Genomic DNA, 24156 nt, shown 5'->3' with positions numbered 1-24156 from the left:
CTTGTGGTGCCCGTTGTGCTCCGACTAACCCCTTTCATCCCCCACCACAACTCCATGATCGACCACGGCCAGCGAGTCCACGGCGGACGGAGGTGCGCTGGCGGTGGAGGCCTGGGGGGCTAGTTCTGAGGCGGCGTGGTGGTTGGTGGGGGGCCGGGTGGGATGAAGGGGAGGCCTGCCGGTGGCCCGGTTTCGATGAGACGCCAGAGGGCGTCGGTGTCCAGGTGTTCCTCGACGAGGTCACCGAGCAGATCGAGCGAGCGTTCCCGGGCGGCGGCGAAGCTGGTGGCCGGTGCGACCCGGAAGCCGGTACGGCCGGCCAGGCGAGCCGTCTCGGTGAGGAACCACCGGCGGAACCCGTCGGACTCGAACGCCCCGTGCCAGTGCGTGCCGTGCACCGCGCCGAGTACGGCTCCCTCGCCGACACCGTCGTCGCCGATCAGCAACGGGGCCAGGGTGGGGTCGGTGTGCGAGACGTACCCGTGGTGGATCTCGTAGCCGCGCACCGGAAGGCCACCGTGGGCGGTGCCCACCGACTGCCGGACGGTCTTGCGCGGATCGAACGTGATCTCGATGGGTAGCAGGCCCAGCCCCGGCACGCTGCCCTGGCGGCTCTCCACCGGGTCATGGATGGCGCGGCCGAGCATCTGGAAACCGCCGCAGAGACCGAGCAGTGGCTTGCCGGCCGCCACGTGTGCGGCAACCGCGTCGGCGAGGCCCGTTTCGCGCAGCCAGGCGAGGTCGGCGACGGTTGACTTGGAGCCGGGGAGGACGACCAGGTCGGCGGCGGCCAGCTCGGCTGGTTCGATGGTGAGGCGTACGCGGACACCCGGCTCGGTGGCCAGCGCCTCCACGTCGGTGGCATTGCTGATCCGGGGCAGGCGGACGACGGCCACGTCCAGCCATTCGGTGCCGTGTGGGGCGGCGGGGCGGCCGAGCACACGGCCGTAGGCGAGTGAGTCCTCCGCGTCGAGCCACAGGTCCAGTGCCCAGGGCAGCACCCCGTACGTGGGACGGCCGGTGACGTGACGCAGCATGTCCAGCCCCGGCCGGAGCAGCCCGAGGTCGCCTCGGAACTTGTTGATCACGAAGCCGGCGATCAGGGCCTGGTCGGCGGGGTCGAGCAGCGCCACGGTGCCGAACATCGAGGCGAAGACGCCACCCCGGTCGATGTCGCCGACCACGATGGTGGGCAGGTTGGCGTGCCGGGCCAGCCCCATGTTGACGTAGTCACCAGCCCGCAGGTTGATCTCGGCAGGGCTGCCGGCACCCTCGCAGATCACCACGTCGTACGTCTCCCGCAGCTCGGCCAGCGCCGCGTACGCGGTCTCGGCGAGCCGGGGACGCAGGTGCCGGAAGGTGCCGGCGGTGATGGTGTCGACGGCCTCGCCGAGCAGCACCACCTGACTCGCCAGGTCACTGCCCGGCTTGAGCAGCACCGGGTTGAACCGCAGATCGGGCGCGAGCCCACAGGCTGCGGCCTGCATGGCCTGGGCTCGTCCGATCTCGCCGCCGCGCCCGTCCGGCCCGACGACCACCGCGGAGTTGTTCGACATGTTCTGCGCCTTGTACGGCGCCACCTTCACACCCTGCCGGTGCAGCCATCGGCAGATCCCGGCGGTGAGCACGCTCTTGCCGGCGTCGGAGGTCGTGCCGGCGACCAGCAGCCCGCCGCTCACCGCCCACGCCCACCGGTCACGGCGGCCAACCCGCGCCGGCCCACGGCGCCGACCAGACGGCCGAGGGTCACCGGGTACGCGGCCGCCAACCCCACGGCCGCCAACCCGACAGCGCCGGAGATCCGGGCGGCACGCTTCAGGTGCCGCGCCTCCGGACGGGGGCCGTCGCCGAGGAACGGCCGCACCTCGGAGCGCCCGAAGTAGACGTTGCAGCCACCGAGGCGGACGCCGAGCGCGCCGGCCATGGCCGCCTCGCACTGGCCGGCGTTGGGGCTCGGGTGGTCGTTGCGGTCACGCCGCCACACCTGCCAGGCCCGCTGCCGATCCCCGTGGGCGACGGGCGCGACAGCGATGGTGAGCAGCCCGGTCAGCCGGGACGGCACCAGGTTGAGCACGTCGTCCAGCCGCGCGGCCGGAGTGCCGAACCGGGCGTAGCGCGCCGACCGGTGCCCGACCATCGCGTCGAGGGTGTTCGCCGCGCGGTAGCCCAGCAGCCCGGGCAGACCGGCGACCGCGCCCCAGACCAGCGGGGCGACGACCGCGTCGGACGTGTTCTCGGCGACCGATTCGACAGTGGCGCGGGCCAACTCGGACTCGCCCAGCGTCGACGGGTCCCGTCCACAGAGGTGACCGAGACGTTGACGGGCTGCGGGAAGGTCACCGGCGCGCAGCGTCCGACCCATGACCGTGGCCTCGTGCCGCAGCGTGCGGCCGCCCAGCACGGTCCACGTGCTGGCGGCCACGAGCACCGCCCGGGTCAACGGCCGGTGCCGGGTGGCCGCCGCGGCGACGGCCCCGAGCAGCACCGGCCCGCCCACGGCCAGCGCGGTGAACGCCGCACCCGCCGTACGGTCCGGCCGGTAGAGGCGGCGCTCCAACGCTCCGGCGGCCTGACCGAAGCCGGCCACCGGATGCCACCGGCGCGGGTCACCGAGCAGCCTGTCGAGCGCGTACCCGGCCAGCAGCCCCACCGCGTTCGCCACCGGCGCTGTCCGTCGCACCCGCACCACCTCCGGCCGGCCAGCCTAGACGAGCAACCCGTGAACCAGCTTGGCCCGCGGTGCTTCACCAGTGAAGGACGCTTCGTGGGCCGCCAGGCGGGCCGGTCCTTCAGTTGTTGTCACGCGGGGTGACGACGCTGATCGCATCGCCACCCCGCCCCCGTCGTGCCGTTACGTCCGGTTCGGTGCTGCCGAAGCGCCGACCGACCAGCCGCCAAAGAGGCGGTGACGAGCGGCGTGGCGCCCGGCCGGCACGGGATTGTCAGGCGCCCGGCCCGCGAGGGCCGAACCGATGGGTCATGCCGGCTGCGGGACCCGGCCCCGGCCACGCCGCCCCCGACCGGACTGCGCGGGCTCCGGCTGACCCTCGTCCGGCACCGGCTCCAGCTCGTCGTCCAGGTCGGCGTTGTCCTCGTCCTCCTCGGGCGGGAGGGGCAGCTCGTCGTCGAGGTCGGGCAGGACGTCGACCGGCCCGATCTGCCCGCCGCTCGGGACGAGATCACCATCCACCGGGCCGTCGGCGAACGGGCTGGTGCGCAGCGCGGCGTAGTCGGGCAGCTCGAAGTCATCGTCCAACGGGCGGTCGTCGGGCAGCACGGGCGCCTGCCCGGCCGGGACCGGCTCGGTGGGCTCGCCGTGCACGCGGCTCTCGGCCTCCGCGTCCTCCACCGTGCTGGTCGTGACACTGGGCCGGTTACGCAGGAACCGGGCCCGCCCTCGGGAGAGGTCGTGGCCGACGGCGACCGCCTCCAACTCGTAGAGGGTGCGGTGGTTGCCGGCGTCGTCGGTCCAGTCGCGGGTGTAGAGCCGCCCGCAGACCACTACCGGATCGCCGACCATGACCGATGCCGCCACGCCCTCGGCGAGCTTGCGCCAGCAGTTGACGCGGACGCGCAGTGAGTTGCCGTCGACCCACCGGCCGCTGTCGCGGTCGAGCCGTCGGGCGGTCGAGGCGACCTTGAAGTTGGCCACCAGGGTGTTGCTCTGGGTGGTACGCCGCCACTCGGGCGTTGTCAGCACATTGCCGATGATTGTCACGTAGGTGTCGAACATCGTCCCTCCAGGGGGATTGGGGCCTGCCAGCGCGAGTCGACTCGACCACGAGCCTCTGCGCTGAGGGCGGCCATCACCAGCGCCCCACCCCCGACCTGTGGACAACGAAGCCACCTGTGGACAACGCCCTGATCACGCCCTCATGTGGTACGCCCGACCCGCCCGACTCGACTTCGGCGGTTTCCGGGGCCGCCCGAACTGGGTATGCACTTGATCAACGCACCACCGACAGCTCCACGTCGACGAGAGGTCAGCGCCATGATGATCACCGAAATCGGCTCCGCAAACGTCTCCGAGGCGCAGCGATGAGCGCCGTGGCGAACCCGGCCACCGTTGCGGAGTGCCTGCGGGTGGGTGCCGGGTTCTCGCAGGGCGACCGCAACTGGATCGCCGAGCAGTTCGCCACCCTCGACGCCCGGTTGGCCAGCTTCCACGCCGACGCCACCGAGCTCGAGGTGTCGGTGAAGGACCGGGAGGCCCGCGGCCAGAAGGTCACCCTGGAGTGCTGGATCGCCGGCCGACAGAAGATCGTCACCACCTCCGCCGAGGAGGACCTGCACGCCGCGCTCAACGACGTCCGCGACGACCTGCGCCGCCGGCTCAACGACGCCAAGACCCGCCAGGAGCCCCGGCACAACAAGCACCTGCGCGACGTCCCGCAGCCGCAGAGTGAGCTGGACTCCGCCGACGACCAGGAGCAGCTGCCCGCCGCCGACCCGAGCCGGGCCGACGCGGAAACGGTCTGACCCACGCCTCGTCCCCGCGATCCTGCACCTTCGGGCCGCGCACGCAGCTCGCAGAGGCTGCGCCACGGCAACAGGAGCAGGATCGCGGGGGCAGGCGAGGATCGCGGGGCCAGCCAGAGCGCGGGCTACCGCTGGGTAGGTTCGCGGCGTAGCGTCGCGTCCGTGGAACCGGACGTGTTGGGGCCGCCGTACGAGCGGCAGACGATCAACCTGGGCACCGACGACGAGGGACCGGTCGTCGCGACTCTGGTCCGGCGGCGCGCCGAGCGCCCCAGCGGGCGGGCCGTCCTCTACGTGCACGGCTTCGTCGACTACTTCTTCCAGACCCATCTGGCCGACTTCTTCGCCGAACGGGGCTGGGACTTCTACGCGCTCGACCTGCGCAAATACGGGCGCAGTCTGCTCCCGGGCCAGACCCCGAACTTCTGCCGCGACATCAGCGACTACTTCCCCGAGCTGGACGCCGCCGCCGAGATCATCCGCTCCGACGACGGGCACGACACCCTGCTGGCGATGGGCCACTCCACCGGCGGCCTGATCCTCTCGCTCTGGGCGGACGCCCGCCGCGACACCGGCACCGTCGACGGCCTCGTGCTCAACAGCCCGTTCTTCGACCTGAACGCCCCCTGGGCGGTGCGCCGACCCCTCGCGGCCGCCGTCTCCCGCCTGGGCCGCAGGGCGCCGCACCGCATCCTGCCGTTCGGGCTGGGCACGGTGTACGGCGAGAGCATCCACTCCGACCACCGCGGCGAGTGGACCTATGACCTGGCGTGGAAGCCGCTGGCCGGGTTCCCGGTCCGGGCCGGCTGGCTGAACGCCATCCGCACTGGTCAACGCCGGCTGCGCGCCGGCCTCGACATCCAGGTGCCGGTGCTGCTGGCCTGCTCGACCCGCTCCTTCCGGGGCACCAGGTGGCACGACAACGCGACCCTGGCCGACGCCGTGCTCGACGTCGAGCACATGGTCCGGTACGCGCCCCGCCTCGGCCGGCACGTCACCCTGGCCCGTTTCGACGGCGGGCTGCACGACCTCACGCTCTCCGGCCCGGCCGTCCGCAAGAAGGTCTTCGACGAGGTGGGCCGCTGGGCCGAAGCGTTCCTCGCCGCCGGCCCCACCGCCCCGGCCGATCCGGCCACCGCCGACCCCGGGTCGACCGACCTGGCGCCGGCCGCCCCGGCTACCGCCGATCCCGCACCGGCCGACCCTGCGGCAGGCGGCGGGCCACCGAGCGTCGAGGCCTCCACCGGCACCGACTCGACCACCGGCGAGGCCGGGCTGCCGGAGAGCCGACGGTCCACGGCCGACACGGCAGGTGCCGCGCCGGCCGGCGGCTGACCAGCCGGGAGGGCGACGCCGGGCGCGAGTGCCGTCGCCGGGCGTGGGCTCAGACGTTGCGCCGGGCGCGGCTCAGACGTTGCGGCGTGGCTCAGATGTCGCCGGGCGTCGCCGGAAGGACGGCTCGGATCCGGTCGAAGGTCGCCACCGGGTGCTCGCCGACGCCGGGCAGCACCAGCCCAAGGCAGTACGGCGACAGCTCCCCGCTGGAGTCGAGCTGGACGACGAAGACCGGCGCGCCGACATACCCCTGCGGCAGCTCCGTGGTGATCCGCACGGCGTCCCCGTCGCGGACCACCCGCTCGATCGCGACCTCCAGCGGACGCGACCCGTCTTCGCGTACCCCATGGGCCAGCACGAAAGCGGAACCGGCGTCGGCGCCGAGGCGGGCGATCACCTCGGGCCCGGCGGCGATCCCCGCAGGGACCGGCTGAACGCGCCACCGCCAGCCGCCGTCACCGGCCAACCGGTGCAGGCCCGCTGTTGGCAGCACCGCGACCCCGTCACCCGGGAAACGGGCCCAGCCGGGCACGATGTCGACCTCGGACACGGCGGCCGGGGCGACGCCGGCCGGCTCGGTGACGCTCGTCCGCAGCCCCAGCTCACCAGCCGGCGCGCCGACCAGGTCGGCCGCCGTCAGCAGCGACTCCCCCACCGGATCGTCGCCGCCCTGGAAGAAGAACGCGGTGCCGTGGTGCTGGTCGTCGTCCGACGACCGGTACGGAAGGATGGCGCGACCGACGACCTGGCACAGCTCGTAGGCGACGTCGCTCTCGGCGTCGGAATCCAGCAACACCAGCCAAAGGTACGGTCCGAGGCCCGGCCGGTCCGCGGGAACCCGGATGCCCACCAGGCGCCTGACATGAGACCCTGCTCGACAACGTGGACGCGGGCACCCTTTTCGCCGCCGGGCAGCAGGACGGCGGTACCCTCTGGGCGCGACATCCACGTCACGCGCGCCCGTAGCTCAGCGGATAGAGCAGGGGACTTCTAATCCCAAGGCCGCAGGTTCGAATCCTGCCGGGCGCACCACAGTCGTCCCAGGTCAACGACCTGTCTTTCCCGGTCGAGTCGATCACAACGGCCCCCGTACGGCCATTCATTCAGCCGGCGGCGGTCGATCGCCTGGTCCGTGGCCCCGGAATCGCGGTTGCCGACCCAGATCACTCCGTTACGGGCAGGCACTCTGCGAGCAGGTCGACGACGTCGCGCCAGGCTCGCTGCGCGTGCCGTGGGTGGTAGCCGACGCCGGGGAGCGTGGGGTGGTCGACCGGCGGGTGGTGGAAGGCGTGCAGGGCGCCGCCGTAGACCACGAGGCGCCAGTCGACGCCCGCGGCCTGCATCTCGGCGGTGAACGCGTCCCGTTGCGCGGGCGGCATGATGGGGTCTTCCGACCCGACCCCGGCCCACACCGGGCAGCGAATGCGCGCCGCCTCGCCCGGTCGGCCCGTGATCAGTCCGTTGACTGTCCCGATCGCGCGCAGGTTGACGCCGTCGCGCCCAAGTTCCAGCCCGATGGCGCCCCCGGTGCCGTAGCCGACGGCGGCGATCCGGTCGGGGTCGGTCCGCGGTTCGGCGCGCAACACGTCGAGCGCCGCGTGGCCGATGCCCCGCATCCGGTAGGGGTCGGCGAGCAGCGGCATGCAACGGGCCAGCATCTCCTCGGGGTCGCCCAAATAGCGCCCGCCGTGAAGGTCGAAGGCCAGCGCCACATACCCCAGCTCAGCCAGGGTGTCGGCTCGGCGGCGCTCGACGTCGCTGAGCCCCGTGCCCTCTGGTCCAAGCAGCACCGCGGGCCGGCGGTCGACACCGGCCGGGAACGCGAGGTGCCCGACCATCGTCAAACCGTCGGCCGGATACTCGACCGTACGCGTTGTAACCGTCCTCATGAGACCGGACTGTAGCGACCGTCGAGCCCGGTCGGACCGGTCTTAGCCGCTGGCAGAACAGTGCTGTGCCTGGCATCTGCCGCGGGCTGGCAGCATCGCTCCGGCGTCAGCTCCACTGCGCTGATAGCGTCGTGATGTGTCGATGTTCCGCACTCCGCAGGTGATCCTCTTCTCTGAGGACGTTCTGCGCGCGGCCGAGTTCTACGCCGGTCTCGGCTTCACCGAGACCTTCCGGGTGCCAGTCGAGGGCGAGCCGATCCACATCGATCTCGTGCTCGACGGCTACAAGATCGGCATCGCCTCGGTGGCCTCCACCCGCGACGATCACGGGCTCGACCCGGTGCCCCAGGGCCAGCGGGCCGCGGTGATCCTCTGGACCGACGACACCGCCGCCGCGTACGCCGCGCTCACGGCGAGCGGCGCCCCCGCACTGGCCGCACCGCACCGGTGGCTCGATCGCCTGCTGATCGCCTGGACGGCCGACCCGGACGGCAACCCGATTCAGATCGTCCAGCAGCTCTGAGCTGGGCGGCACCGGACCGAGACCCTTCCGCAGACGACGAACGGTCCCTGCCATGGTGGGAGGGACCGTGTGCGGTCGGCGTCACTTGTGCGGGAGGCCGCAGCGTGGGATGTGTTCAGTCCTGCTGGTAGCGCTCGTTGCGTCGAAGGGCCTCTTCGAGCTGGTCCTCAAGAATGATGATCCGGCAGGCCGAGACGATGTCGGTGCCCTGGTCGCACATCTCCCGGGCTCGTGCGGCAAGGCGGAGCTGGTAGCGGGAGTAGCGGCGGTGCCCGCCGCTGGAGCGCTGCGGGTCGAAAAGTTTGGCGTCACCGAGCCGACGGAGGAAGTCCTGCGAGCAGCCGATGATCTCGGCGGCGCGGCCCATGGTGTACGCGGGGTAGTCCTCGTCGTCAAGCATGTCGTCGGATTGGGTCATGAAACCTCCATCACGAGGGCCCCGGTGCTCGGAAGCACCGGGGCCCAAGGGTTGTGGGTCAGGAACACCATCTGCCGACAGAACGTCGGCTTGTCTTGTCCACACCGGCCGTCAATGACGGCATCGGGTGCGAGGATCGCGTATGCGTGACCGGAGACCACCTTTCGTTCGATGGATACTGCGGTGTCCGCGCCCAGCCCATGTCCACGGGTGGCAGCGGGCGATCCAACGGTGTTACGCCCTCCCTTGCCTCTGATTTCCTCTGTCGTTCCTCTTGCTGTCCGTCGGTGTCCGAGCCCCACGCGACTTCATGGCCCTGACACGTGCGACGAACCCTGCTTGCCTCGGGTGAAGCCCTGAACGAGCCTCGGCCTCACCCGCAACTTCTGAGCGGGCCCACGAGTTTCCTGGCCCAACTCCTTCACCCTCGGTTGGGGCGGTTACGTCAGCGTCTTTACTTGCTCCGTCTTCGACTTGAGAAACGTTAGCCGACAGCCGCAAGAAAATCTAGCTCTTCGCACAGAGATTTTCTCTGCCGACGTGAGCAGTCCCGTCGGCCGTGCAGCCGAGAACGTCGCCGGCGGGTCGAGCAGGCGCTGCGCGGCCGGCAGAAACACCCGGCGGGTGTCTACGGGCCGGCTGACCTACCGCGTCAATAGGGCGTGACGTTCGAGGAGACGCGTTCGCTCGCACGCCCGCGCTGATCCGGCTCGCCCGGCTGCTGACCGATGACGAGCACCTAGCCGAGGACCTGGTTCAGGAGGACGGCCTGGTGGTCCTCGGCGGGTACCAGCCGACCGGCGACCTGGACCGCCCGGACACCTGGTGACAGTCGCCGGGGCGTGAGACGTCACCCGAACAGGTTGGCGGGCGGCAGGAGTCGCCCCTCCTTGGCGTGGGAGTAGTCGCGGGCCTCGGTCACCAGGCCCGCGTCGTCGAAGCGCAACAGGGTGCAGCCGGAGATGGTGAACGGCCGGTCGTTCGGGTAGCTGACCGCCCAGTATTCGACGCTCGCCGTGTCGCCGTCGACCTGCGGGTCGCCAAACCAGACCTCAGCCGGGCGGGTCTCCTCGTCGAAGCACTCCCGCAGGTACGCGCGGAGCCCCACACGCCCCCGGTACGGGCGGAACATCGACGCCCAGTGATCGCCGTCCTCGGCTTGCAGCCCGGCGATGCCGTCGACGTCCTTGGCGGGCCATCCGTGGGCCCACACGGTCGCCCACCGCTTGGCCGCGTCCCGTACCTCCATGCTCGGCCCCCTCACGACAATGCTTGTGCTCCTTCTACCAGCGACCTCCGACATGGCGAGCGTGCAACTCGTCCGGGCGCACGGATCGGCGGTTCTCAGCCGCGTTTGCCGTCGAGGAGCAGAGGCTCCACGCCGGTGATCCGCAATACGCGCAGGGTGACTCCGCTGGCGCCTCGGACCGAGAAGCGAGACCCGACCTGTTCCGCCCGGTCGCGCGCCCGCAGGAGGACGTGCACACCCGCGGCGCTGAAGAAGCCGACGCCGCTCAGGTCGCAACAGACCTCGGGGTGGCTGTCGACCGCGTTGAACAGTGCCGTCGCCAGGCGCGGCGCGGTGTCCATGTCGACGTAACCCACCGGGGCGACGACCATCCGGTCGGCGGAAATGGTCGCGGACAGGTCGGTGGGCTCGGTGAAGCGAGCCACGTGGAACGACAGCTCGGGGGACTCCACCTCAGGGGCAGGGGCCGCCTGGCGGATGGCGAGCGTCGCTGGTGTGACCAGCCCCTGGCTGACTGCCGGCGGGGACCGATCGAAGTGGGTCTGGAGGAGCCAGGAACGCTCAGTCATAGGGGCTCGCGCCTCCTGTCGAGATTCGTAACAGGAAGGGCGCGTGTCTTGACCCGAACCCAACGGTAATAGGAACGGCCGCCGACCGCCAGTCAACTCGTACGCTGTTGCCGAGTTCAGCCGGCAGCACGCCGGCGGGCCGCCCCAGCGTTCCATAGCCGAGCGCTCACGGCAGGTGGCCTGCGTCACCGCGATCCCGTTTGAGGCTCGACGGTCGGGCGGCCCTTTCGACCAGCGCGGCGGCGACGTCCCGCAGTTTGCGGTTGGAGTCCTGGGAGACCTTCGCGAGGACGGCGAACGCCTCGTCCGGGGTGCAGCGGCGTTCGCCCATGATGATGCCCTTCGCCTGCTCGATGACCGCTCGACTCTGCATGGCCGACTGCATCTGGGCGGCCAGGGTGGCGGTGGTGTCGTACAGGTGGGCGTTGGCAAGGGCGACGGCGGCGTACCCGGCGAATGTCTGTGCGAGGGTGACCGCGTCGTCGTCGAAGGCGCCCGGTTTGACGCCGTAGATGTTCAGTGCCCCGAGCACGGTCTCCTGGATCGGGAACCCGATCGACAGTGAGCTGAGCGCTCCGCCCCGCACGGCTTGGGCCGCCCACTGTGGCCAACGAGCTTCATCGGACATGTCGGGGACGGACACGACGGCGGCCTCCCTGGCCGCCTCCAGACACGGGCCGTGGCCGTACTCGTACTGCAGTTCGTCGAGTCGTAACGCCATCTCGCCGCTGAACGCGGCGGTGTGCGCCCCCTCCTGCTTCAGCAAGGTCACCGACACCTCTTCCGCGCCGGGAATCGTTCGGCGTGCCAGCTCGGAGACCTGGGTCAACACTCCGGACAGATCGGTCTCGCCGAATTTGATCTGGCCGAGTTCAGAGATCGCCGCATTGGGATCAATGGGCTGCTGTGCCATGACGTCAAGGTCCTCGTGCCCGGGGCGCGTACCAGTTGCAGGAAGGCGACGGCAGCGCGCGTGGTGATGGCGCACCGCGAACACGGGGCGCCGCACAGGCTCGCCAACCGAGCCCGGCGCCCGCTGCTGGACGCTGACTGGCCGACGCACAGGCGTCGGCTGCGGCAACAACTATACGACGCCGCTCGGAGCGGTTCCGAACGTGCAGCCGGATCGGGTCCAGCGCGCGGGCCGGGACGGCCGGCGCTGTTCCGTCGCGCCGACAACGTGCCGGGCGATCGTCGGGCACGCGCGTTAGCGGCACTCGTTTGACCTCTGTGGCGACTGGGCATGGTGGCCCAAAAGCGTGAGCGCGACGCCCCGGCCTGGGATGTCTCGATCGCACCTCGGACTGTGCGAGCCGGGTCTCGACCTCACCCGACAGCGGCTGCGGGAGGCACCGATGCCAGCAGGATCAAGTCCCAAGAGGGAGCGGCAGTACGAGCACATCAAGGAGAGCGCGCAGGAGCGGGGCGCCTCCGCCGGCCGGGCCAAGGAGATCGCGGCCCGCACGGTGAACAAGGAACGGGCCCGCTCGGGTGAGGCGCGCACGTCGAGCCGGTCGTCGCGCAACGACGTGTCGTCCGGGCACCGCGGCGGTAAGCGCTCCCACAGCGGCGCGAAGGGTCGCACCAAGGAGCAGCTCTACAACGAGGCGAAGCAGCGCGGCATCAAGGGGCGCTCGTCGATGTCGAAGGCGGAGCTGGAGCGCGCCCTGTCGAAGTAGCGAGCCTTCCGCGTGAGCGGTGCCGACGCCCCTCGGCGCCCGGCACCGCGCACCGCGGTCAGCTCATCGTGGCCAGCAGGTCCCGACAGGCCCGCTCGCAGGCCCGGCAGGCGTCCGCACAGATCCGGCAGTGCTCGTGCATGTCGGCGTGCCGGGCACACTCGTCACCGCACGACTTGCACGCAGTGGCGCACGCCTCCAGGAGGCTCCGGCTGAGGTTCGCGTCGTAGCCGGTGTGCCGGGACAGCACCCGGGCCGCGGTGGTGCAGATGTCCGCGCAGTCCAGGTCCGTCCGGATGCACTTGGTCAGGTCGGCGACCATGTCCTCGCTGAGGCAGGCGTCAGCGCACGCCGTACACGCCTGGGCGCAGTCGTTGAGGGCGTCGATCGCCGCCGCAAGCTTCGCCCGGTCCAGGTTGATCGACTTTGGGTACGTCTCCAGCATCGGCATCGTGGTGCTCGGCATCGGGGAATCCTCTCGTCGGCTTCCCTCGGCCCTACCCGAAGTCTCGCCCCGCACACGTCCGGGCAGGCAGGATGCCCTCAGGCCCCGGATGGCTTGGCGGCCCGGTCGACCAGAGCCTGGGCCACGTCACGGACCTTGCGGTTGGAGTCCTGTGAGACCTTCGACAGGATCGCGAACGCCTCCGCGGGGCCGCAGCGCCGCTCGGCCATGACGATGCCCTTGGCCTGCTCGATGACCGCCCGGTTGGCCATCGCCTCGCGCATCTGCCGGGCGAGGTTGGCGGTGCTGTCGTAGAGCTGGGCGTTGGACAGGGCGACCGCGGCGTACGCGGCGAACGTCTCCAGCACCGTCACGGCTTCGTCGTCGAAGGCCTCGGGTGTGTGCGCGTAGACGTTCAGCGCTCCGACGACAGCTTCCTGGATCGGCAGGCCGATCGACAGGGAACTGCCCAGGCCCCGCCCCCGGCCGCGGGCGGCCCACACGGGCCACCGGTCCTCGCTGGCCAGATCGGGGACGGAGACGACATCGCCGCTGGCGGCGGCCTCCAGGCACGGGCCACGCCCGTGGGCATACTGCCCCTCGTCCATGTCACGGGCCACCTCACTGGTGAAGGCCGCCGTATGTCCGACCCCACCACGCATCAACGTGACCGACACCTCCACCGGCATGGGCAGGACGCGTTTCGCGAGCTCGGCTACCCGCTGAAGGACCTCGTCGAGATTGACCTCGGAGAGCTTGATACCCCCGAGTTCGACGAACGCGGTGGCGGGGTCCGTCGGCAGGCGGGGCATGAGTGCACCAGGTCCTCGGGGCCGGCGCGCCCGCTGCCGGCAGAGCCGTCGAGCGCGCGGATGGCAGCACGCCTTGGCGGGCTGCTGCACAGATCCACGGCGGGTGGACCTGGGACCCACGCCGATCTCGTGACGCCGGCTCGCCCCGCCCCATCCAGGGACGTGGGCTACAGAATTTTCACCCTACTCCCCTGTGGTGCGACGTGCCGCGCCGAAGTTTGCGTGGACGAGTGCAGCCCGTGAAACGCTGAGCGGGCTCAGACGGGCCCCAGCAATGCCGCCAGCGCTTCGTCGCCCTGACCGAGCTGCGCTCCACCCGTCGGTGGCGCGACCAGGAAGCGTCGGCAGCCGTCGAGTTCCACGTACCGGTCGGGTCCGGCGGCGCCGTCCAGCGGGCGCAGCACCGCGAAACGCGACGTCGGGGTCTGACACTCGACCACCGCCCGGCGGTTGGCCAGCCCACGGAGCACGCCCCCCTGACGCTCGGCCGGCAGCGGCCCGCCGTACACGAAATCGCCCGCCGGCTTGCCGCCACCCTGCTCCGACGCGGGCACCTGGTAGACGCAGAGGCGCAGCGGCCCGGCGGCCGGAGACGTGGCCGGCGCGGGCGGCCCGCGGCGTTCGTTGCTGGTCTCCACCCACACCATGTCCGTCCATCGTTGCGCGCATCCGGCGGCCTCGGCCGCCGGGGATTCCACCTGGCCGACGGTACGGGTGTCCACAGTGGTCCAGGACAACCCGGCGAGCGCGTCGCTCACCTCGGCGCGCGGCCTGCCGCAGACGGTTGTCGGCAGGTACGGCCGCAGCCAGCGCCCCCGGTCGTCGAGCAGGGCCAACCAGGGTGGGATGACCATGTCGAGGGTGCAGGCGATCTCCCCGTCGGCCTGCTCGTTGGGCAGGCGCAGTGCGGCGAGCAGCGGTGCGATCTGCTCGGCGCGTCGCTCCGTGGCGGTCTGCTCCTGGCCTCCGTTGACGCCCGGTCGGATCTCCCGCCCGCAGAGCACGGCGGCGACCGGGGTGAACGCGGGGTCGATGCGCCCGATCTTCGGCTCGGGCACGGTCGGTGTCGGTGTCGGCGTGTTCGGTACCGACAACACCGCACCGGCCTGTGGTGCCGCTGCGCGGCAGGAGGCCCACGAGTCGACGATCTGAGCCGGGCCGGGCTCCTCGGCCACGCCCGGCCCGGTGGTCGTGCCACCGCAGCCACCCAGCGCCATGCTGAGCAGTGCGAACGCCAGTACGGCCCGGGACGAGCGCATCCGGCTCACCACCTCTCCACCCGAGGATGGGACGGCCCACGGCCGCATCCGGTTCCCGCCAGGGCACCTGACGAACGCGAGTGGTTCACGCGCGAGCCGCGACACGCGCCGCTGCGACGGCGCGCTGCGGCGTGATCCGGGCGACCGGCGGGGACGCCGCCAACCGGGTGCGACGTGCCCGGCGGCATGATGACCGGATGGCACATCTGGGACTCGTCGCGCTGGTGGTCAGGGAGTACGACGAGGCGATCGACTTCTACGTCGGCGACCTCGGTTTCGAGTTGGTGGAGGACACCGCCCGACCCGACGGTTCGCGATGGGTGGTGGTCCGCCCGGCGGGCGCCCGGGAGACGGCGTTGCTGCTGGCCAGGGCGAGCACCGACGAGCAGCGCGCCCGGATCGGCGACCAGACCGGCGGCCGGGTCGGGTTGTTCCTGTACACCGAGGACTTCGCCCGGGACCACGCCCGGATGGTGGCCGCCGGGGTGCGCTTCCTGGAGGAACCACGCCACGAGGCGTACGGCTCTGTCGCGGTCTTCGCCGATCTCTACGGCAACCGCTGGGACCTGCTCCAACCCCGCAGCGCAGAGTGACACATTAGCGACACTCTGCGCACAACGGGGTCAACGTTCGACAGCAGCCATGCTATTGTCCGATGTCGATCTCTACCGCACGGACCCGGACCGGGTCGTTGTCGGAAGGACACTTCCCGATGCCGGCCGTTGCCGCCCCGCCCGTGCCGCCGCCCACGCTGGACAATCCGGCCGGCGGCGCATTCGGCCTCATCTTCACCACACTGCCGGCGCTGCTGCGGCTGACGTGCGGGTTGGTCGGCGCGTCGGTGGCCCTGTCGGTGCAGACCCCGCCGGTCGAGCCAGCCGTGTTGCTGCCCGGCGTCGCCGCGCTGACCGGCTGGTCGCTCTGGTACGCGCACCGCGCGTTGCGCCACGGGATCACACCGAGCCTGGTCGCCGGTGACGTCGCGGTCACCGCGGTGGCCTGCCTGCTCATCCCCGTCATGGTGGCACCCGGGGTCCTGCCCGGTGAGGGCAGTTGGATCGCGGTGCTGGCCAGCACCACGGTGATCAACACCCAGGCCACCGCCCCGGCGCGCTGGTCCATCCCGGCCGGCCTGCTCGTCGTCGCCACCTATGTGACAGGCACGCAGGCCGCCGGCAATCCCACCGAGGCTCGGGCGCACGCGGCCACCCTGTTGGTGCAGACCGCCTGCACGGCGATGATGACGGCGGTGATGCGTCGGCGACTCGGCCGTGCGGACCGCGCCTTCATCGAGCATCAACGGTTGACCCGGGAGGCGTTGGTCGCGCGAACCGCCCGCGAGGCGGAACGTCAGCAGAATCGCGACCTGCACGACACGGTGCTCGGCACCTTGACCATGGTCGGGCTGGGCGCGGTGTCCGGGCCCTCGACCGCCTTCCGCGACCGGTGTGCCGCCGACCTGCGTACTCTCGTAGCGCACACCGACGTCGGCCCGGTGGCCGGTGACGGCCCGGTGCCGCTGGACGGGCGGTTGCGGTTGGTGGCGGCCCGCCTGCCCGAGCTTCCGGCGCACCTTGACCTGGAGTCGTGTGCGGTCCCGTCCGGGGTTGCCGACGCCATCGGCGAGAGCACCTACGCCGCGATGTCCAACGTGGTCCGTCACGCGCCGGGCGCGCGGGCCACGCTGCGGCTGAAACGGGATGCGATCGGCGTCGTGGTCGAGGTCGTCGACGACGGCCCCGGCTTCGACCCAGCCACCGTCCCACCCCACCGGTACGGGTTACGCGAGTCGATCGGCGGCCGGATGGCGGCGGTCGGCGGTCGGGCCGACGTGCACTCGGCACCCGGCACCGGCACCCGGATCCGACTGGAGTGGCCTGGTGTCGGCTGACCTCGGCGCGCCAGCGCACACCATCGGCGCACCGCAGGCACCGGACCGGACCAGCGTGCCGGCCCCCCGGGAGCCGGTCTCCGCCGACGGGCTCGCCGCGCCGGCGGCCGTCGCGCAGGCCTCCGACCGGGGTGCCCGGATCGCCGCCGTCGCCATCGCGCTGGCCTGGCACGTCGCGATCGGGCTGCCGGCGGTGTGGGCCGCCCGCGCGGAGTTCGCCGCGCCGGTGGTGGTGCTCGGCGCGTGGGCGGTGGTCGCGGTGACCGGCGCGGTGGCCGGGATACGGCTGCTGCGCGGCTCACCGCTGCCGCCGTGGCCGTTGGCCGCGCTGCTGCTCGCCGTCGACGCGGCCGTCTTCGCCGCGGTCGGCGAGCGGCAGTTGTTCGCCGCCGCCAACTGGGTGTGGGGCACGCTCGGCTGGTTCTTCGTGCTGGCCCTGTGGGGTCGGCGGGTCGTGGGGCTGATCGCGCTGCTGACCACGCACGCGTTGATCGCGCTGGTCGCCGTGCTCGGGCACGGTCCCGACCCGGTCGACGTGGCCCGCTACGTGATGTACGTCTACGGCACGTTCTCGCTGCCGGTGGCGGTGTTCGTGGGCAGCGCGACGATCGTCTCGCTGGCGCGGGAACGCGCCGCCGTCTCGGCCGCCGGCCATACTATGGCGGCGGAGCGCGACGCCGCGGAGCGTGGCCTCCGCGACCGTCGGGATCGACTCGCCCTGGTCAGCTCGGCGGCCGGGCGGGTGCTCGGGGAGTTGGCCGCCGGTCAGGCCGACCCCAACGACCCGGAGGTGCAGCGCCGCAGCGTGCTGGCCGCCGCCCGGCTGCGCCGCCTGATCGCCGAGTCGGACGACGTGCCCGACCCACTGCTGCACGAGTTGCGGGCCGCCGCCGACCTGGCGGAACGCAACGGCCTACCGATCGACCTGGTCACCATCGGGACCCCGCCACCGCTGCCGGTGGAGATCCGACGCCGGCTGGCCGATCCGCTCACCGGCACCCTCGCCGACGCCGAGGGCTGGGCCCGGCTGACAGTGGTCTCCGGCCCGGACGAGGTGGTGGTCAGCCTGGTCACGCCGGACCGGGAGGGGCCGGAGGCGACCGGCCCGCCACCCGGGGAGTACGACGACGGGCAGGTGCAGCACCTCTACGAACGGGACGGGAACATCAGATGGGCGCAGACCCGGTGGCAGCGATGACCGGCGAACGGCCGATCGGTGTGGCGATCGTCGACGACCATCCCGTCGTGGTCGAGGGGGTCCGCGCCTGGCTCGCCACCGAGCCGCGGCTGACCGTGCTGGCCACCGGCGACGACCCGGACGAGGTGCTGCGGGTGGCGCCGGACGCCGACGTCGTCCTGCTCGACCTGAGGCTGCACGGGCGGATGGCGTTGGACAAGTTGGCCGAGCTGAGCACCGCCGGGCGTCGGGTGGTGGTCTATTCGGAGCACACCGACCCGCAGACCATGCTCGCCGCGCTGGACGCCGGGGCGGTGGCGTTCCTGGCCAAGCACGAGGGGCGGGAGCACTGCGTGGCGACCGTGCTGGCCGCCGCGAGCGACCGCCCGTACGTGCCGCCGGCACTGGCCGGAGCCATGGTCGGCGACCCGCGACCGGACCGGCCGATGCTGTCCGACAAGGAACGTGAGGCGCTGCTGCTCTGGTTCCAGTCGATGTCCAAGGCGTCGGTGGCGCGCCGGATGCGGATCAGCGAGCACACGGTGAAGCAGTACGTCGACCGTGCTCGGATCAAGTACACCCGGGCGGGGCGGCCGGCCGCCACAAAGGCGGCATTACTCGCCCGCGCGATCGAGGACGGCCTCGTCCGCCCGGAGGAGATCGGCATCTACCGGTCACACGCGGCGCACGACCGGCCGACCCCCTAACAGGCGTCATGACAGCGGCCGGCCGATCCGACAGGCTTCACCACACAGCCAGCTGATCGGGAGGTCGTGACGATGCACGCCGACGCGTCCCCCTTTTTCATCGGTCCGCACCGGTTCGACGCCCCGGACGACGAAGTGGGGCCGACCCTGGATCGCCGTTACAACCTGCGTCCGGTGCATGGTGAACGGGTCCTCGCCCGCCACCGTCTGCTGGTCGCGGGCTACCTGCTCGGGCCGAGCGAGACACGGCGCCGTTGGCAGCTACCCGAGCCCGTCGCGGTCACCGTCACCGACCAGCGGATCTGCTGGGTGGGCAGCGGCTCGCAACTGTCGCTGGTCGCCGACGACCTGCCCCGGGCGCGGCCATCCGCGCGGATGAACGGCCTGATGAGTGGGCAGATCCGGTGGCAGTGGCCGTCCCGGTTGGAGCTGCCGGTCGCCGAGGAGGACGAGCCGTCGCAGCTGTTGATCGTCTGCGATGCGTTGCGCACCATTCAACAGCCGGCGTTGGCCCTCGGCGGCCCAGCGGGAGAGGTCGTGGCGTTGGCCCGACAGGTCCGCCGGGCGGTCGCCATGTTCCGGCTCACCCGACCTGAACTGGTCGACCTGTCGGCTCAGGAGCGCGACGTGCTGCTGTTGCGGGCCGGCCCCGCCCTGCTCGCCGGGGCCACCCGGGTCACGCTGCCCGGCTCGTTGCCGGTGGAGTTCCACTCCCGGGACGACTACTACCGCTCGGGGCCGGAGCCGAGCTCGTGGCGCGGGCTCGCAGGCGGCGCAGCATCCGGGCATCGCTGAAGCCGACGGTCCGCGCGGCGGCTTCCACTGTCGTGCCGTGGCCGATCAGGTGCTCGGCACGTTCCACCCGCAGCACCTGCTGGTAGCCGAGCGGGGTGAGCCCGGTGGCCGCACGGAACAGCCGGGTCAGCGTCCGTTCCGCAAGGCCACCGGCAGCCGCCAGCTCGGCCAGTGGCAGCGCCTCGGCGTACCGGCTGTCGATCAGATCCTGCACCCGGTGCACCGAGTCGGACAGGTGGGAGCGGTGCCGCATCATCGCGCTGGCCTGCTGCTCGTGCCCGTTGCGGCGGGCGTAGACGACCAGCGTGCGGGCGATCTTCGCGGCGGTCGACGGGCCATGTCGGGTGGCCACCAGGTGCAACGCCACGTCGATGCCACTGGCGATGCCGGCCGAGGTGACCACCCGGTCGTCGACCACGTACAGCACGTCGCGGATGACCTGGGCCGCCGGGTGCCGGCGGGCCAGGTCGTCCTGCACCTCGTGGTGGGTGGTGCAACGTCGACCGTCGAGCAGCCCGGCCCGCCCGAGGGCGTACGCCCCGGCGCAGATGCTGGCCACCGTGCCACCGGCGCGATGGTGCCCGGCCAGCCGCCGCAGGTCGCCGGGCGACACCGGCCCTTGCGGCCCGTGCGCCGCCGGCCGCCAACCGGGCACGATGACCAGGTCGTCCGGGGCCAGCTCGGGCCACCGGGTGTCGGCGACCAGGGGTACGCCCTGCACGGTGGTCACCTGCTCCCGCTCGGCGACGTAGTGCAGCAGGTAGTCGAGACCGAGGTCGGCGGCGCTGGAGAAGACCTGGGCCGGCCCGGCGAGGTCCAGCAGGTGCAGCTGCGGGACCAGCAGGAAGACGACCCGGGTCATCGCGTCAGCTCCGGGTGCCGGCGAGGGCCGCGCCGGTCACCTCGTCCACGGTGCGGATGGTCGCGAAGCGGCCAGCCAGCGCGTACTCGGTGCGGGTGACGATTTCCTCGTTCGTGAGGGTGCGCGGGTCGGCCAGGATCTCCGCCACCGTGGCGGTCTCCGGCAGGTCCCGGTGTGGGATGGGGAAGGTCAGCGTGGCGTCGGTGACGAACGTCATCCGGTAGCCGAGGTCGGAGCCGACCCGGGCGGTGGTCTCCACGCACTGCTCGGTGCGGATGCCGCAGACGGTGATGTCCTGGATGCCCGCCTGGGTGAGCACCTGCTGGAGGTTCGTGGTGGTGAACGCGTTGTGCGCGGTCTTGACCAGCGTCGGCTCACCCTCGGCCGGGACCAGCCCGTCGATCAGCCGCACGTGCCCGAGGGCGGGGTCGAACAACCCACCGGTGCCCGGCTCGGAATGCAGGACCCAGACCACCAGGTCGCCGCGCTCACGGGCCGCGGCGACCAGTCGTTCGACCTGCCGCACCAGATCGGGGTTGGAGCCGTACGCCCAGATCGGGCGCTGACGGAAGGACTCCTGGACGTCGATCACGACGAGTGCTGATCTGCTCATGCTCCGATCCTGACCGGATGAGGACCGCGCCGGCAGACACCATCACGCCCGGGTGCGGAACGATCCGGCCACGTCGGCGTCAGGCGCTGGGGGTGCGCTGCTCGGCGGCGGCGTCCAGAACGGCGGCCTCCTCCGGCGTGGGCGCGCTGCCGCCCAGGTGCGCGGGCAGCCACCAGGTGTCGTCCGGGCCGGCCGGGGTGTCCGGGTAGTCCCTCTGGGCCCGGTCGACGAGCGCGTTGAGCCGGGTGGTCAGCTCCTCGGCCAGCACGTTCGGGTCCGGGAAGTCCGCCGGGTTGATCGGCTCGCCGACCAGGATGGTGATCGGTGTGTGCCGGCGGGTGAGCGTGCGCGGGCGGCCCTTGGTCCAGAGCCGTTGGGTGCCCCACACCGCGACCGGCAGCACCGGCACCTTCGCCGAGCGGGCCATCCGGACCGTGCCGCTCTTGAGCTCCTTCACGGTGAACGACCGGCTGATCGTCCCCTCGGGGAAGACACCGACGACCTCGCCACGCTTGAGCGCGTCCACAGCGGCCCGGAACGAGGCAGCCCCGGCCTGCCGGTCCACCGGAATGTGCTTCATCCCGCGCATCAACGGGCCGCCGATCCGGTCCGCGAAGACCGACTGCTTGGCCATGAACCGGACCAGCCGCCCCGAGGGGTTCGCGCCCAGGCCGGCGAAGATGAAGTCGAGGTAGCTCACGTGGTTGCTGGCCAGCACCGCCCCGCCGGTGCGGGGTACGTGGTGGGCGCCCTCGATGGTGATCTTCAGGTCGAGAAGGCGGAACGCCGTCTTGGCGGCGGCGATAATGGGCGGGTACACGAGCTCCGGCATCCGCAGAATCTACCCTGCCAGCCTGTGGTTCGGCTGGGTGGCGACCGGCGGCGACGCGGGTTGCGCGCCGCCGCCGGTTCGTCGGTCGATCGCTCAGTCGGCGAGCTTGTCCAGGTCCAGCCGGCCCCGGGCGAACGCGTCCACCCGGCCCCAGCGACCCGGGATGTCCAGCACCTCGATCCGCCCCATGCCCACCGGCAGCCGTGGCTCGACGGTCAGGTGACCCTCGTGTGGCTCCAGACCGAGCATGGTCCGCAGCAGCAGCAGCGGGGTGCCGGTCGACCAGGCCTGCGGGCTGCACGCCGTCGGATACTCCACCGGGAACTTGGTCAGCTCCCGGGGATAGCCGCCGAACGCCTCCGGCAACCGGCCGTCGAAGTACGTGGCCGCGTCCAGGATGCCGTTGGCGATGGTGGCGGCCTCCTCGGCAAACCCGTACCGGCGCAGACCCCAGGCGATGAAGGAGTTGTCGAACGGCCAGATCGTGCCGTTGTGGTAGCCGATCGGGTTGTACCGGGCCTCCCCCTCGGCGAGGGTGCGCACTCCCCAGCCGGAGAAGAGCCGCGGCCCCACCAGGTGGGCGGCCAGCTTCTCCGCCCGCTCGGGTTCGACGATCCCGCTCCACAGCAGGTGGCCGATGTTCGAGCTGAGGATGTCGCACTGGCGACCGTCCGGGTCCAGGGCCAGGGCGTAGAACTCGCCGTCGTCCACCCACCAGTCCCGGTTGAACCGCTCCTTCAGGGCTGCCGCCTCCCGCTCCAACTGGTCGGCGAACTCCGGGTCATCCCAGAACTCGCGGGCCATCCGGGCCCCGCGGACCTTCGCGTCGTACGCGTACCCCTGCACCTCGCAGGTGGCCCGCGGGAACGGCGGCAGGGTGCCGTCGCGGTAGGAGATCGAGTCCCAGGAGTCCTTCCAGCACTGGTTCTCCAGGCCGGTGTCGGTGTTGCGCCGCTCGTACCAGATGTAGCCGCTGCCGACCAGGTCGGCGTAGTTGTCGATCCATTTCAGCGCCGCCCGGGACTCCCGCTCCAACTCCTTGACCAGCGCGACGTCCCCGGTCCACCGCTCGTACTCGTCGAGCAGCACGACGAACAGCGGTGTCGCGTCCACCGAGCCGTAGTACGGCGAGTGGGGTTGCTCCTCGAAGGCCGCGGTCTCGCCGTAACGCATCTCGTGCAGGATGCGCCCCGGGTCCTCGTCCCGGAAGTCGTCGAACCGGCTGCCCTGCAGGGAGGCCAGGATGCGCAGGGTCGTCTTCGACAACTGCGGGGTGAACGGCAGCGTCTGGAGGCAGGTGAGGATGCTGTCCCGGCCGAACATGGTCATGAACCAGGGCAGGCCGGCCGCCGGCAGTGTGGCGCCGCCCAGCGACAGCGGCGAGAAGCGCAGCGCCGCCAGGTCGATCAGGCTGCGCCGGTACGTGGCGGCCACCCGGCCGTGCTCACTGTTGACCTTCGGAGCGTCGGCGATCCACTGCTCCAGGTCGTGCTGAAGGGCGAGCCGCTCGTTGCCGTGCACGCGCAGCCCGAAACGCAGGTCCCGGCCGCCCGGGCCGACGGCGTGCGTCTTCACGTCGATCGAGGCTTCCCACTGCTCGTTGGGCTCCAGGTGCACCGTGTACGCGAAGCCCTTGCTGTCGTAGCGGGGGGACATCGACGAGGAGATGACCGTCTCGCGTTGGAAGTTGCCTCTTCGGTATCCCAACCGCAGCCGGTCCGACTCGACCTCGGTGAAGATCTCGCCCTTCTTGTTCACGATCTCGTCCTTGACCTGGAACAGGTCGGCGAAGTCCGATGCCGCGTCCATCCGGACTTCCAGGTCGACCGGCTTCTCGTCGTGGTTGAGGATGGTGAGTTGCTCGCAGAAGCTGCCACCCACCGCGCGCTCGCGGATGATCGACAGCTTCGCGTCCACGTAGTGCGTGGCCATCCCCGGGACGAGGAAGAATCGCGACTCGAAGTACTGGAGGTCGTCGAAGGAGAGCGAGTTCAGCCGCTCACCGTTGACGGTCAGCACCCAGGTCGACAGGAACCGGGTGTCGATGGAGAACAGCCCGGTCGGCTCGCTCGGTGTCGCCTCGATGTCACCGGTGTCCTCGCACACGACGAACGTGTTGCCGTCCAGGATCCGGATCGTGTTGCTCTGCCCCATCAGTCCGCCTCCCCCACGAAACGCCGACGAGGTCCACGGGCGTCCGGGGAACCCGGGAAGATCCGCTCCACCTGTACGACGAGACGAGCGTCCCCGGACACCGTCATGTCCCCGCGCAACAGCGCGGCCAGGCCGTGTTCGCGGCCCGAGGCGATGTCGTCGAAGAGCACCGGGCTCGTCCCGATGACCGTGTCGGCCTCCTGGTCCTCCTGACTCACGTCCAGCCGGCCGTGGTCGATCCTCAGCAGCCAGTGCCGGGTCTGCGCCCCCTCGTGCAGGTCGATACGCACTGTCCCGGAGGTCTTGGCCAGCAGGGGTTCGTACCCCCGCCGGTCCAGGTCCTCGAAGAACCTCGTGGTCGCGTCCACCATCGGGTCCACTCCTCCCAGTTGCCGGGCCCGGGGTCCCACCCACCGCGCTCGCGTCGCGCGGCCGGCCGGCGTTGCACGTCCCCGCAGGGGTCCCCGC

The 24156-nt window shown here is 71.5% G+C and carries 26 protein-coding genes and 1 tRNA gene; 10 read left to right on the top strand and 17 right to left on the bottom strand.

Annotation, left to right across the window (positions count from 1 at the left end):
* Positions 1–119: 119 nt before the first annotated feature.
* The 3 genes from KBX46_RS28000 to KBX46_RS27990 all read right to left on the bottom strand — a co-directional run bounded on the left by KBX46_RS28000 (position 120) and on the right by KBX46_RS27990 (position 3733).
* Positions 120–1679 (bottom strand): cobyric acid synthase, encoded by a 1560-nt coding sequence (locus KBX46_RS28000; RefSeq protein WP_210794905.1) that lies wholly within the window; start codon positions 1677–1679, stop codon positions 120–122.
* Entirely contained in the window at positions 1676–2680 is a 1005-nt protein-coding gene (locus KBX46_RS27995) for a cobalamin biosynthesis protein (protein ID WP_210794903.1), read from the bottom strand. Before KBX46_RS27995 ends, KBX46_RS28000 begins: the two co-directional genes overlap by 4 nt.
* 297 nt (positions 2681–2977) lie before the next feature.
* Complete coding sequence (locus tag KBX46_RS27990) at positions 2978–3733, bottom strand: single-stranded DNA-binding protein (protein ID WP_210794901.1); 756 nt, start codon at positions 3731–3733, stop codon at positions 2978–2980.
* A gap of 305 nt (positions 3734–4038) precedes the next feature.
* Between KBX46_RS27990 and KBX46_RS27985 the strand changes: the two genes are divergently transcribed.
* Together KBX46_RS27985 and KBX46_RS27980 are read left to right on the top strand one after the other, a co-directional pair.
* Positions 4039–4479 carry an HPF/RaiA family ribosome-associated protein gene (locus KBX46_RS27985; RefSeq protein WP_141910862.1) on the top strand — a complete coding sequence of 147 codons (441 nt, stop codon included), beginning with the start codon at positions 4039–4041 and terminating at the stop codon, positions 4477–4479.
* A gap of 162 nt (positions 4480–4641) precedes the next feature.
* The gene (locus KBX46_RS27980; RefSeq protein ID WP_210794899.1) at positions 4642–5814 is read left to right on the top strand and encodes an alpha/beta hydrolase; all 1173 of its coding nucleotides are present in this window, start codon (positions 4642–4644) and stop codon (positions 5812–5814) included.
* 91 nt (positions 5815–5905) lie between these two features.
* Here the strand turns inward: KBX46_RS27980 and KBX46_RS27975 are convergent, their stop codons facing one another.
* Positions 5906–6610 carry a hypothetical protein gene (locus KBX46_RS27975; RefSeq protein WP_210794897.1) on the bottom strand — a complete coding sequence of 235 codons (705 nt, stop codon included), beginning with the start codon at positions 6608–6610 and terminating at the stop codon, positions 5906–5908.
* A gap of 160 nt (positions 6611–6770) precedes the next feature.
* Here KBX46_RS27975 and KBX46_RS27970 point away from each other — a divergent pair.
* A tRNA-Arg gene (locus KBX46_RS27970) sits at positions 6771–6846 on the top strand.
* Positions 6847–6977: 131 nt separating this feature from the next.
* On the opposite strand, the gene KBX46_RS27965 is transcribed toward KBX46_RS27970, so the two are convergent.
* Complete coding sequence (locus KBX46_RS27965) at positions 6978–7703, bottom strand: dienelactone hydrolase family protein (RefSeq protein WP_210794895.1); 726 nt, start codon at positions 7701–7703, stop codon at positions 6978–6980.
* 142 nt (positions 7704–7845) lie between these two features.
* Here KBX46_RS27965 and KBX46_RS27960 point away from each other — a divergent pair, with 142 nt between their 5' ends.
* A complete protein-coding gene (locus tag KBX46_RS27960; RefSeq protein ID WP_210923722.1) occupies positions 7846–8226 on the top strand; it encodes a VOC family protein in 381 nt (126 codons plus the stop codon).
* A 115-nt stretch (positions 8227–8341) separates the two neighbouring features.
* Here KBX46_RS27960 and KBX46_RS27955 read toward each other — a convergent pair whose 3' ends face one another.
* The 4 genes from KBX46_RS27955 to KBX46_RS27940 all read right to left on the bottom strand — a co-directional run bounded on the left by KBX46_RS27955 (position 8342) and on the right by KBX46_RS27940 (position 11375).
* A complete protein-coding gene (locus KBX46_RS27955; protein ID WP_210794893.1) occupies positions 8342–8644 on the bottom strand; it encodes a MerR family transcriptional regulator in 303 nt (100 codons plus the stop codon).
* A gap of 850 nt (positions 8645–9494) precedes the next feature.
* A complete protein-coding gene (locus KBX46_RS27950) occupies positions 9495–9893 on the bottom strand; it encodes a nuclear transport factor 2 family protein (protein WP_210794891.1) in 399 nt (132 codons plus the stop codon).
* A gap of 95 nt (positions 9894–9988) precedes the next feature.
* Positions 9989–10462 (bottom strand): STAS domain-containing protein, encoded by a 474-nt coding sequence (locus KBX46_RS27945; RefSeq protein ID WP_210794889.1) that lies wholly within the window; start codon positions 10460–10462, stop codon positions 9989–9991.
* Between the two features lie 166 nt (positions 10463–10628).
* On the bottom strand, positions 10629–11375 hold the full coding sequence (locus KBX46_RS27940; RefSeq protein WP_210794887.1) for a GAF and ANTAR domain-containing protein: 747 nt from the start codon (positions 11373–11375) through the stop codon (positions 10629–10631).
* 442 nt (positions 11376–11817) lie between these two features.
* Here KBX46_RS27940 and KBX46_RS27935 point away from each other — a divergent pair, with 442 nt between their 5' ends.
* Entirely contained in the window at positions 11818–12141 is a 324-nt protein-coding gene (locus KBX46_RS27935) for a plasmid stabilization protein (protein ID WP_088951974.1), read from the top strand.
* Positions 12142–12199: 58 nt separating this feature from the next.
* On the opposite strand, the gene KBX46_RS27930 is transcribed toward KBX46_RS27935, so the two are convergent.
* The 3 genes from KBX46_RS27930 to KBX46_RS27920 all read right to left on the bottom strand — a co-directional run bounded on the left by KBX46_RS27930 (position 12200) and on the right by KBX46_RS27920 (position 14666).
* Complete coding sequence (locus KBX46_RS27930; RefSeq protein WP_210794885.1) at positions 12200–12607, bottom strand: four-helix bundle copper-binding protein; 408 nt, start codon at positions 12605–12607, stop codon at positions 12200–12202.
* A gap of 77 nt (positions 12608–12684) precedes the next feature.
* Entirely contained in the window at positions 12685–13398 is a 714-nt protein-coding gene (locus KBX46_RS27925) for a GAF and ANTAR domain-containing protein (protein WP_210794883.1), read from the bottom strand.
* Between the two features lie 257 nt (positions 13399–13655).
* Positions 13656–14666 carry a hypothetical protein gene (locus tag KBX46_RS27920; RefSeq protein ID WP_210794881.1) on the bottom strand — a complete coding sequence of 337 codons (1011 nt, stop codon included), beginning with the start codon at positions 14664–14666 and terminating at the stop codon, positions 13656–13658.
* Positions 14667–14854: 188 nt separating this feature from the next.
* On the opposite strand from KBX46_RS27920, the gene KBX46_RS27915 reads away from it, so the two are divergent.
* From KBX46_RS27915 to KBX46_RS27895, 5 genes are all read left to right on the top strand, one after another.
* Entirely contained in the window at positions 14855–15250 is a 396-nt protein-coding gene (locus KBX46_RS27915) for a VOC family protein (protein ID WP_088951975.1), read from the top strand.
* A 119-nt stretch (positions 15251–15369) separates the two neighbouring features.
* Positions 15370–16548 carry a sensor histidine kinase gene (locus tag KBX46_RS27910; RefSeq protein WP_210794879.1) on the top strand — a complete coding sequence of 393 codons (1179 nt, stop codon included), beginning with the start codon at positions 15370–15372 and terminating at the stop codon, positions 16546–16548.
* Between the two features lie 22 nt (positions 16549–16570).
* On the top strand, positions 16571–17746 hold the full coding sequence (locus KBX46_RS27905; protein WP_374225031.1) for a hypothetical protein: 1176 nt from the start codon (positions 16571–16573) through the stop codon (positions 17744–17746).
* Positions 17719–18432 carry a response regulator transcription factor gene (locus tag KBX46_RS27900; protein ID WP_088949813.1) on the top strand — a complete coding sequence of 238 codons (714 nt, stop codon included), beginning with the start codon at positions 17719–17721 and terminating at the stop codon, positions 18430–18432. The genes KBX46_RS27905 and KBX46_RS27900 overlap by 28 nt, the downstream gene beginning before the upstream one ends.
* A gap of 72 nt (positions 18433–18504) precedes the next feature.
* Positions 18505–19227, top strand: a complete 723-nt coding sequence (locus KBX46_RS27895) for a hypothetical protein (RefSeq protein ID WP_210794875.1) — start codon at positions 18505–18507, stop codon at positions 19225–19227.
* On the opposite strand, the gene KBX46_RS27890 is transcribed toward KBX46_RS27895, so the two are convergent.
* The 5 genes from KBX46_RS27890 to KBX46_RS27870 form a co-directional block, all read right to left on the bottom strand.
* Complete coding sequence (locus KBX46_RS27890; protein WP_210794873.1) at positions 19109–20089, bottom strand: GlxA family transcriptional regulator; 981 nt, start codon at positions 20087–20089, stop codon at positions 19109–19111. The two genes, KBX46_RS27895 and KBX46_RS27890, sit on opposite strands and share 119 nt — an antisense overlap.
* 4 nt (positions 20090–20093) lie before the next feature.
* Entirely contained in the window at positions 20094–20702 is a 609-nt protein-coding gene (locus KBX46_RS27885) for an isochorismatase family protein (RefSeq protein ID WP_210794871.1), read from the bottom strand.
* Positions 20703–20781: 79 nt separating this feature from the next.
* Positions 20782–21534: a 1-acyl-sn-glycerol-3-phosphate acyltransferase gene (locus KBX46_RS27880; protein ID WP_088949816.1), complete on the bottom strand. Its 753-nt coding sequence runs from the start codon at positions 21532–21534 to the stop codon at positions 20782–20784.
* A 93-nt stretch (positions 21535–21627) separates the two neighbouring features.
* Positions 21628–23688: an amylo-alpha-1,6-glucosidase gene (locus KBX46_RS27875; RefSeq protein ID WP_210794869.1), complete on the bottom strand. Its 2061-nt coding sequence runs from the start codon at positions 23686–23688 to the stop codon at positions 21628–21630.
* Positions 23688–24059 (bottom strand): SCP2 sterol-binding domain-containing protein, encoded by a 372-nt coding sequence (locus KBX46_RS27870; protein ID WP_099848068.1) that lies wholly within the window; start codon positions 24057–24059, stop codon positions 23688–23690. The genes KBX46_RS27875 and KBX46_RS27870 overlap by 1 nt, the downstream gene beginning before the upstream one ends.
* Positions 24060–24156 lie beyond the last annotated feature (97 nt).

The sequence above is a fragment of the Micromonospora sp. C81 genome (assembly GCF_018070425.1).
Taxonomy (GTDB): domain Bacteria; phylum Actinomycetota; class Actinomycetes; order Mycobacteriales; family Micromonosporaceae; genus Micromonospora; species Micromonospora zamorensis.
Note: the sequence above shows the minus strand (reverse complement) of the source record. Positions and strands in the feature narration are given on the sequence as shown.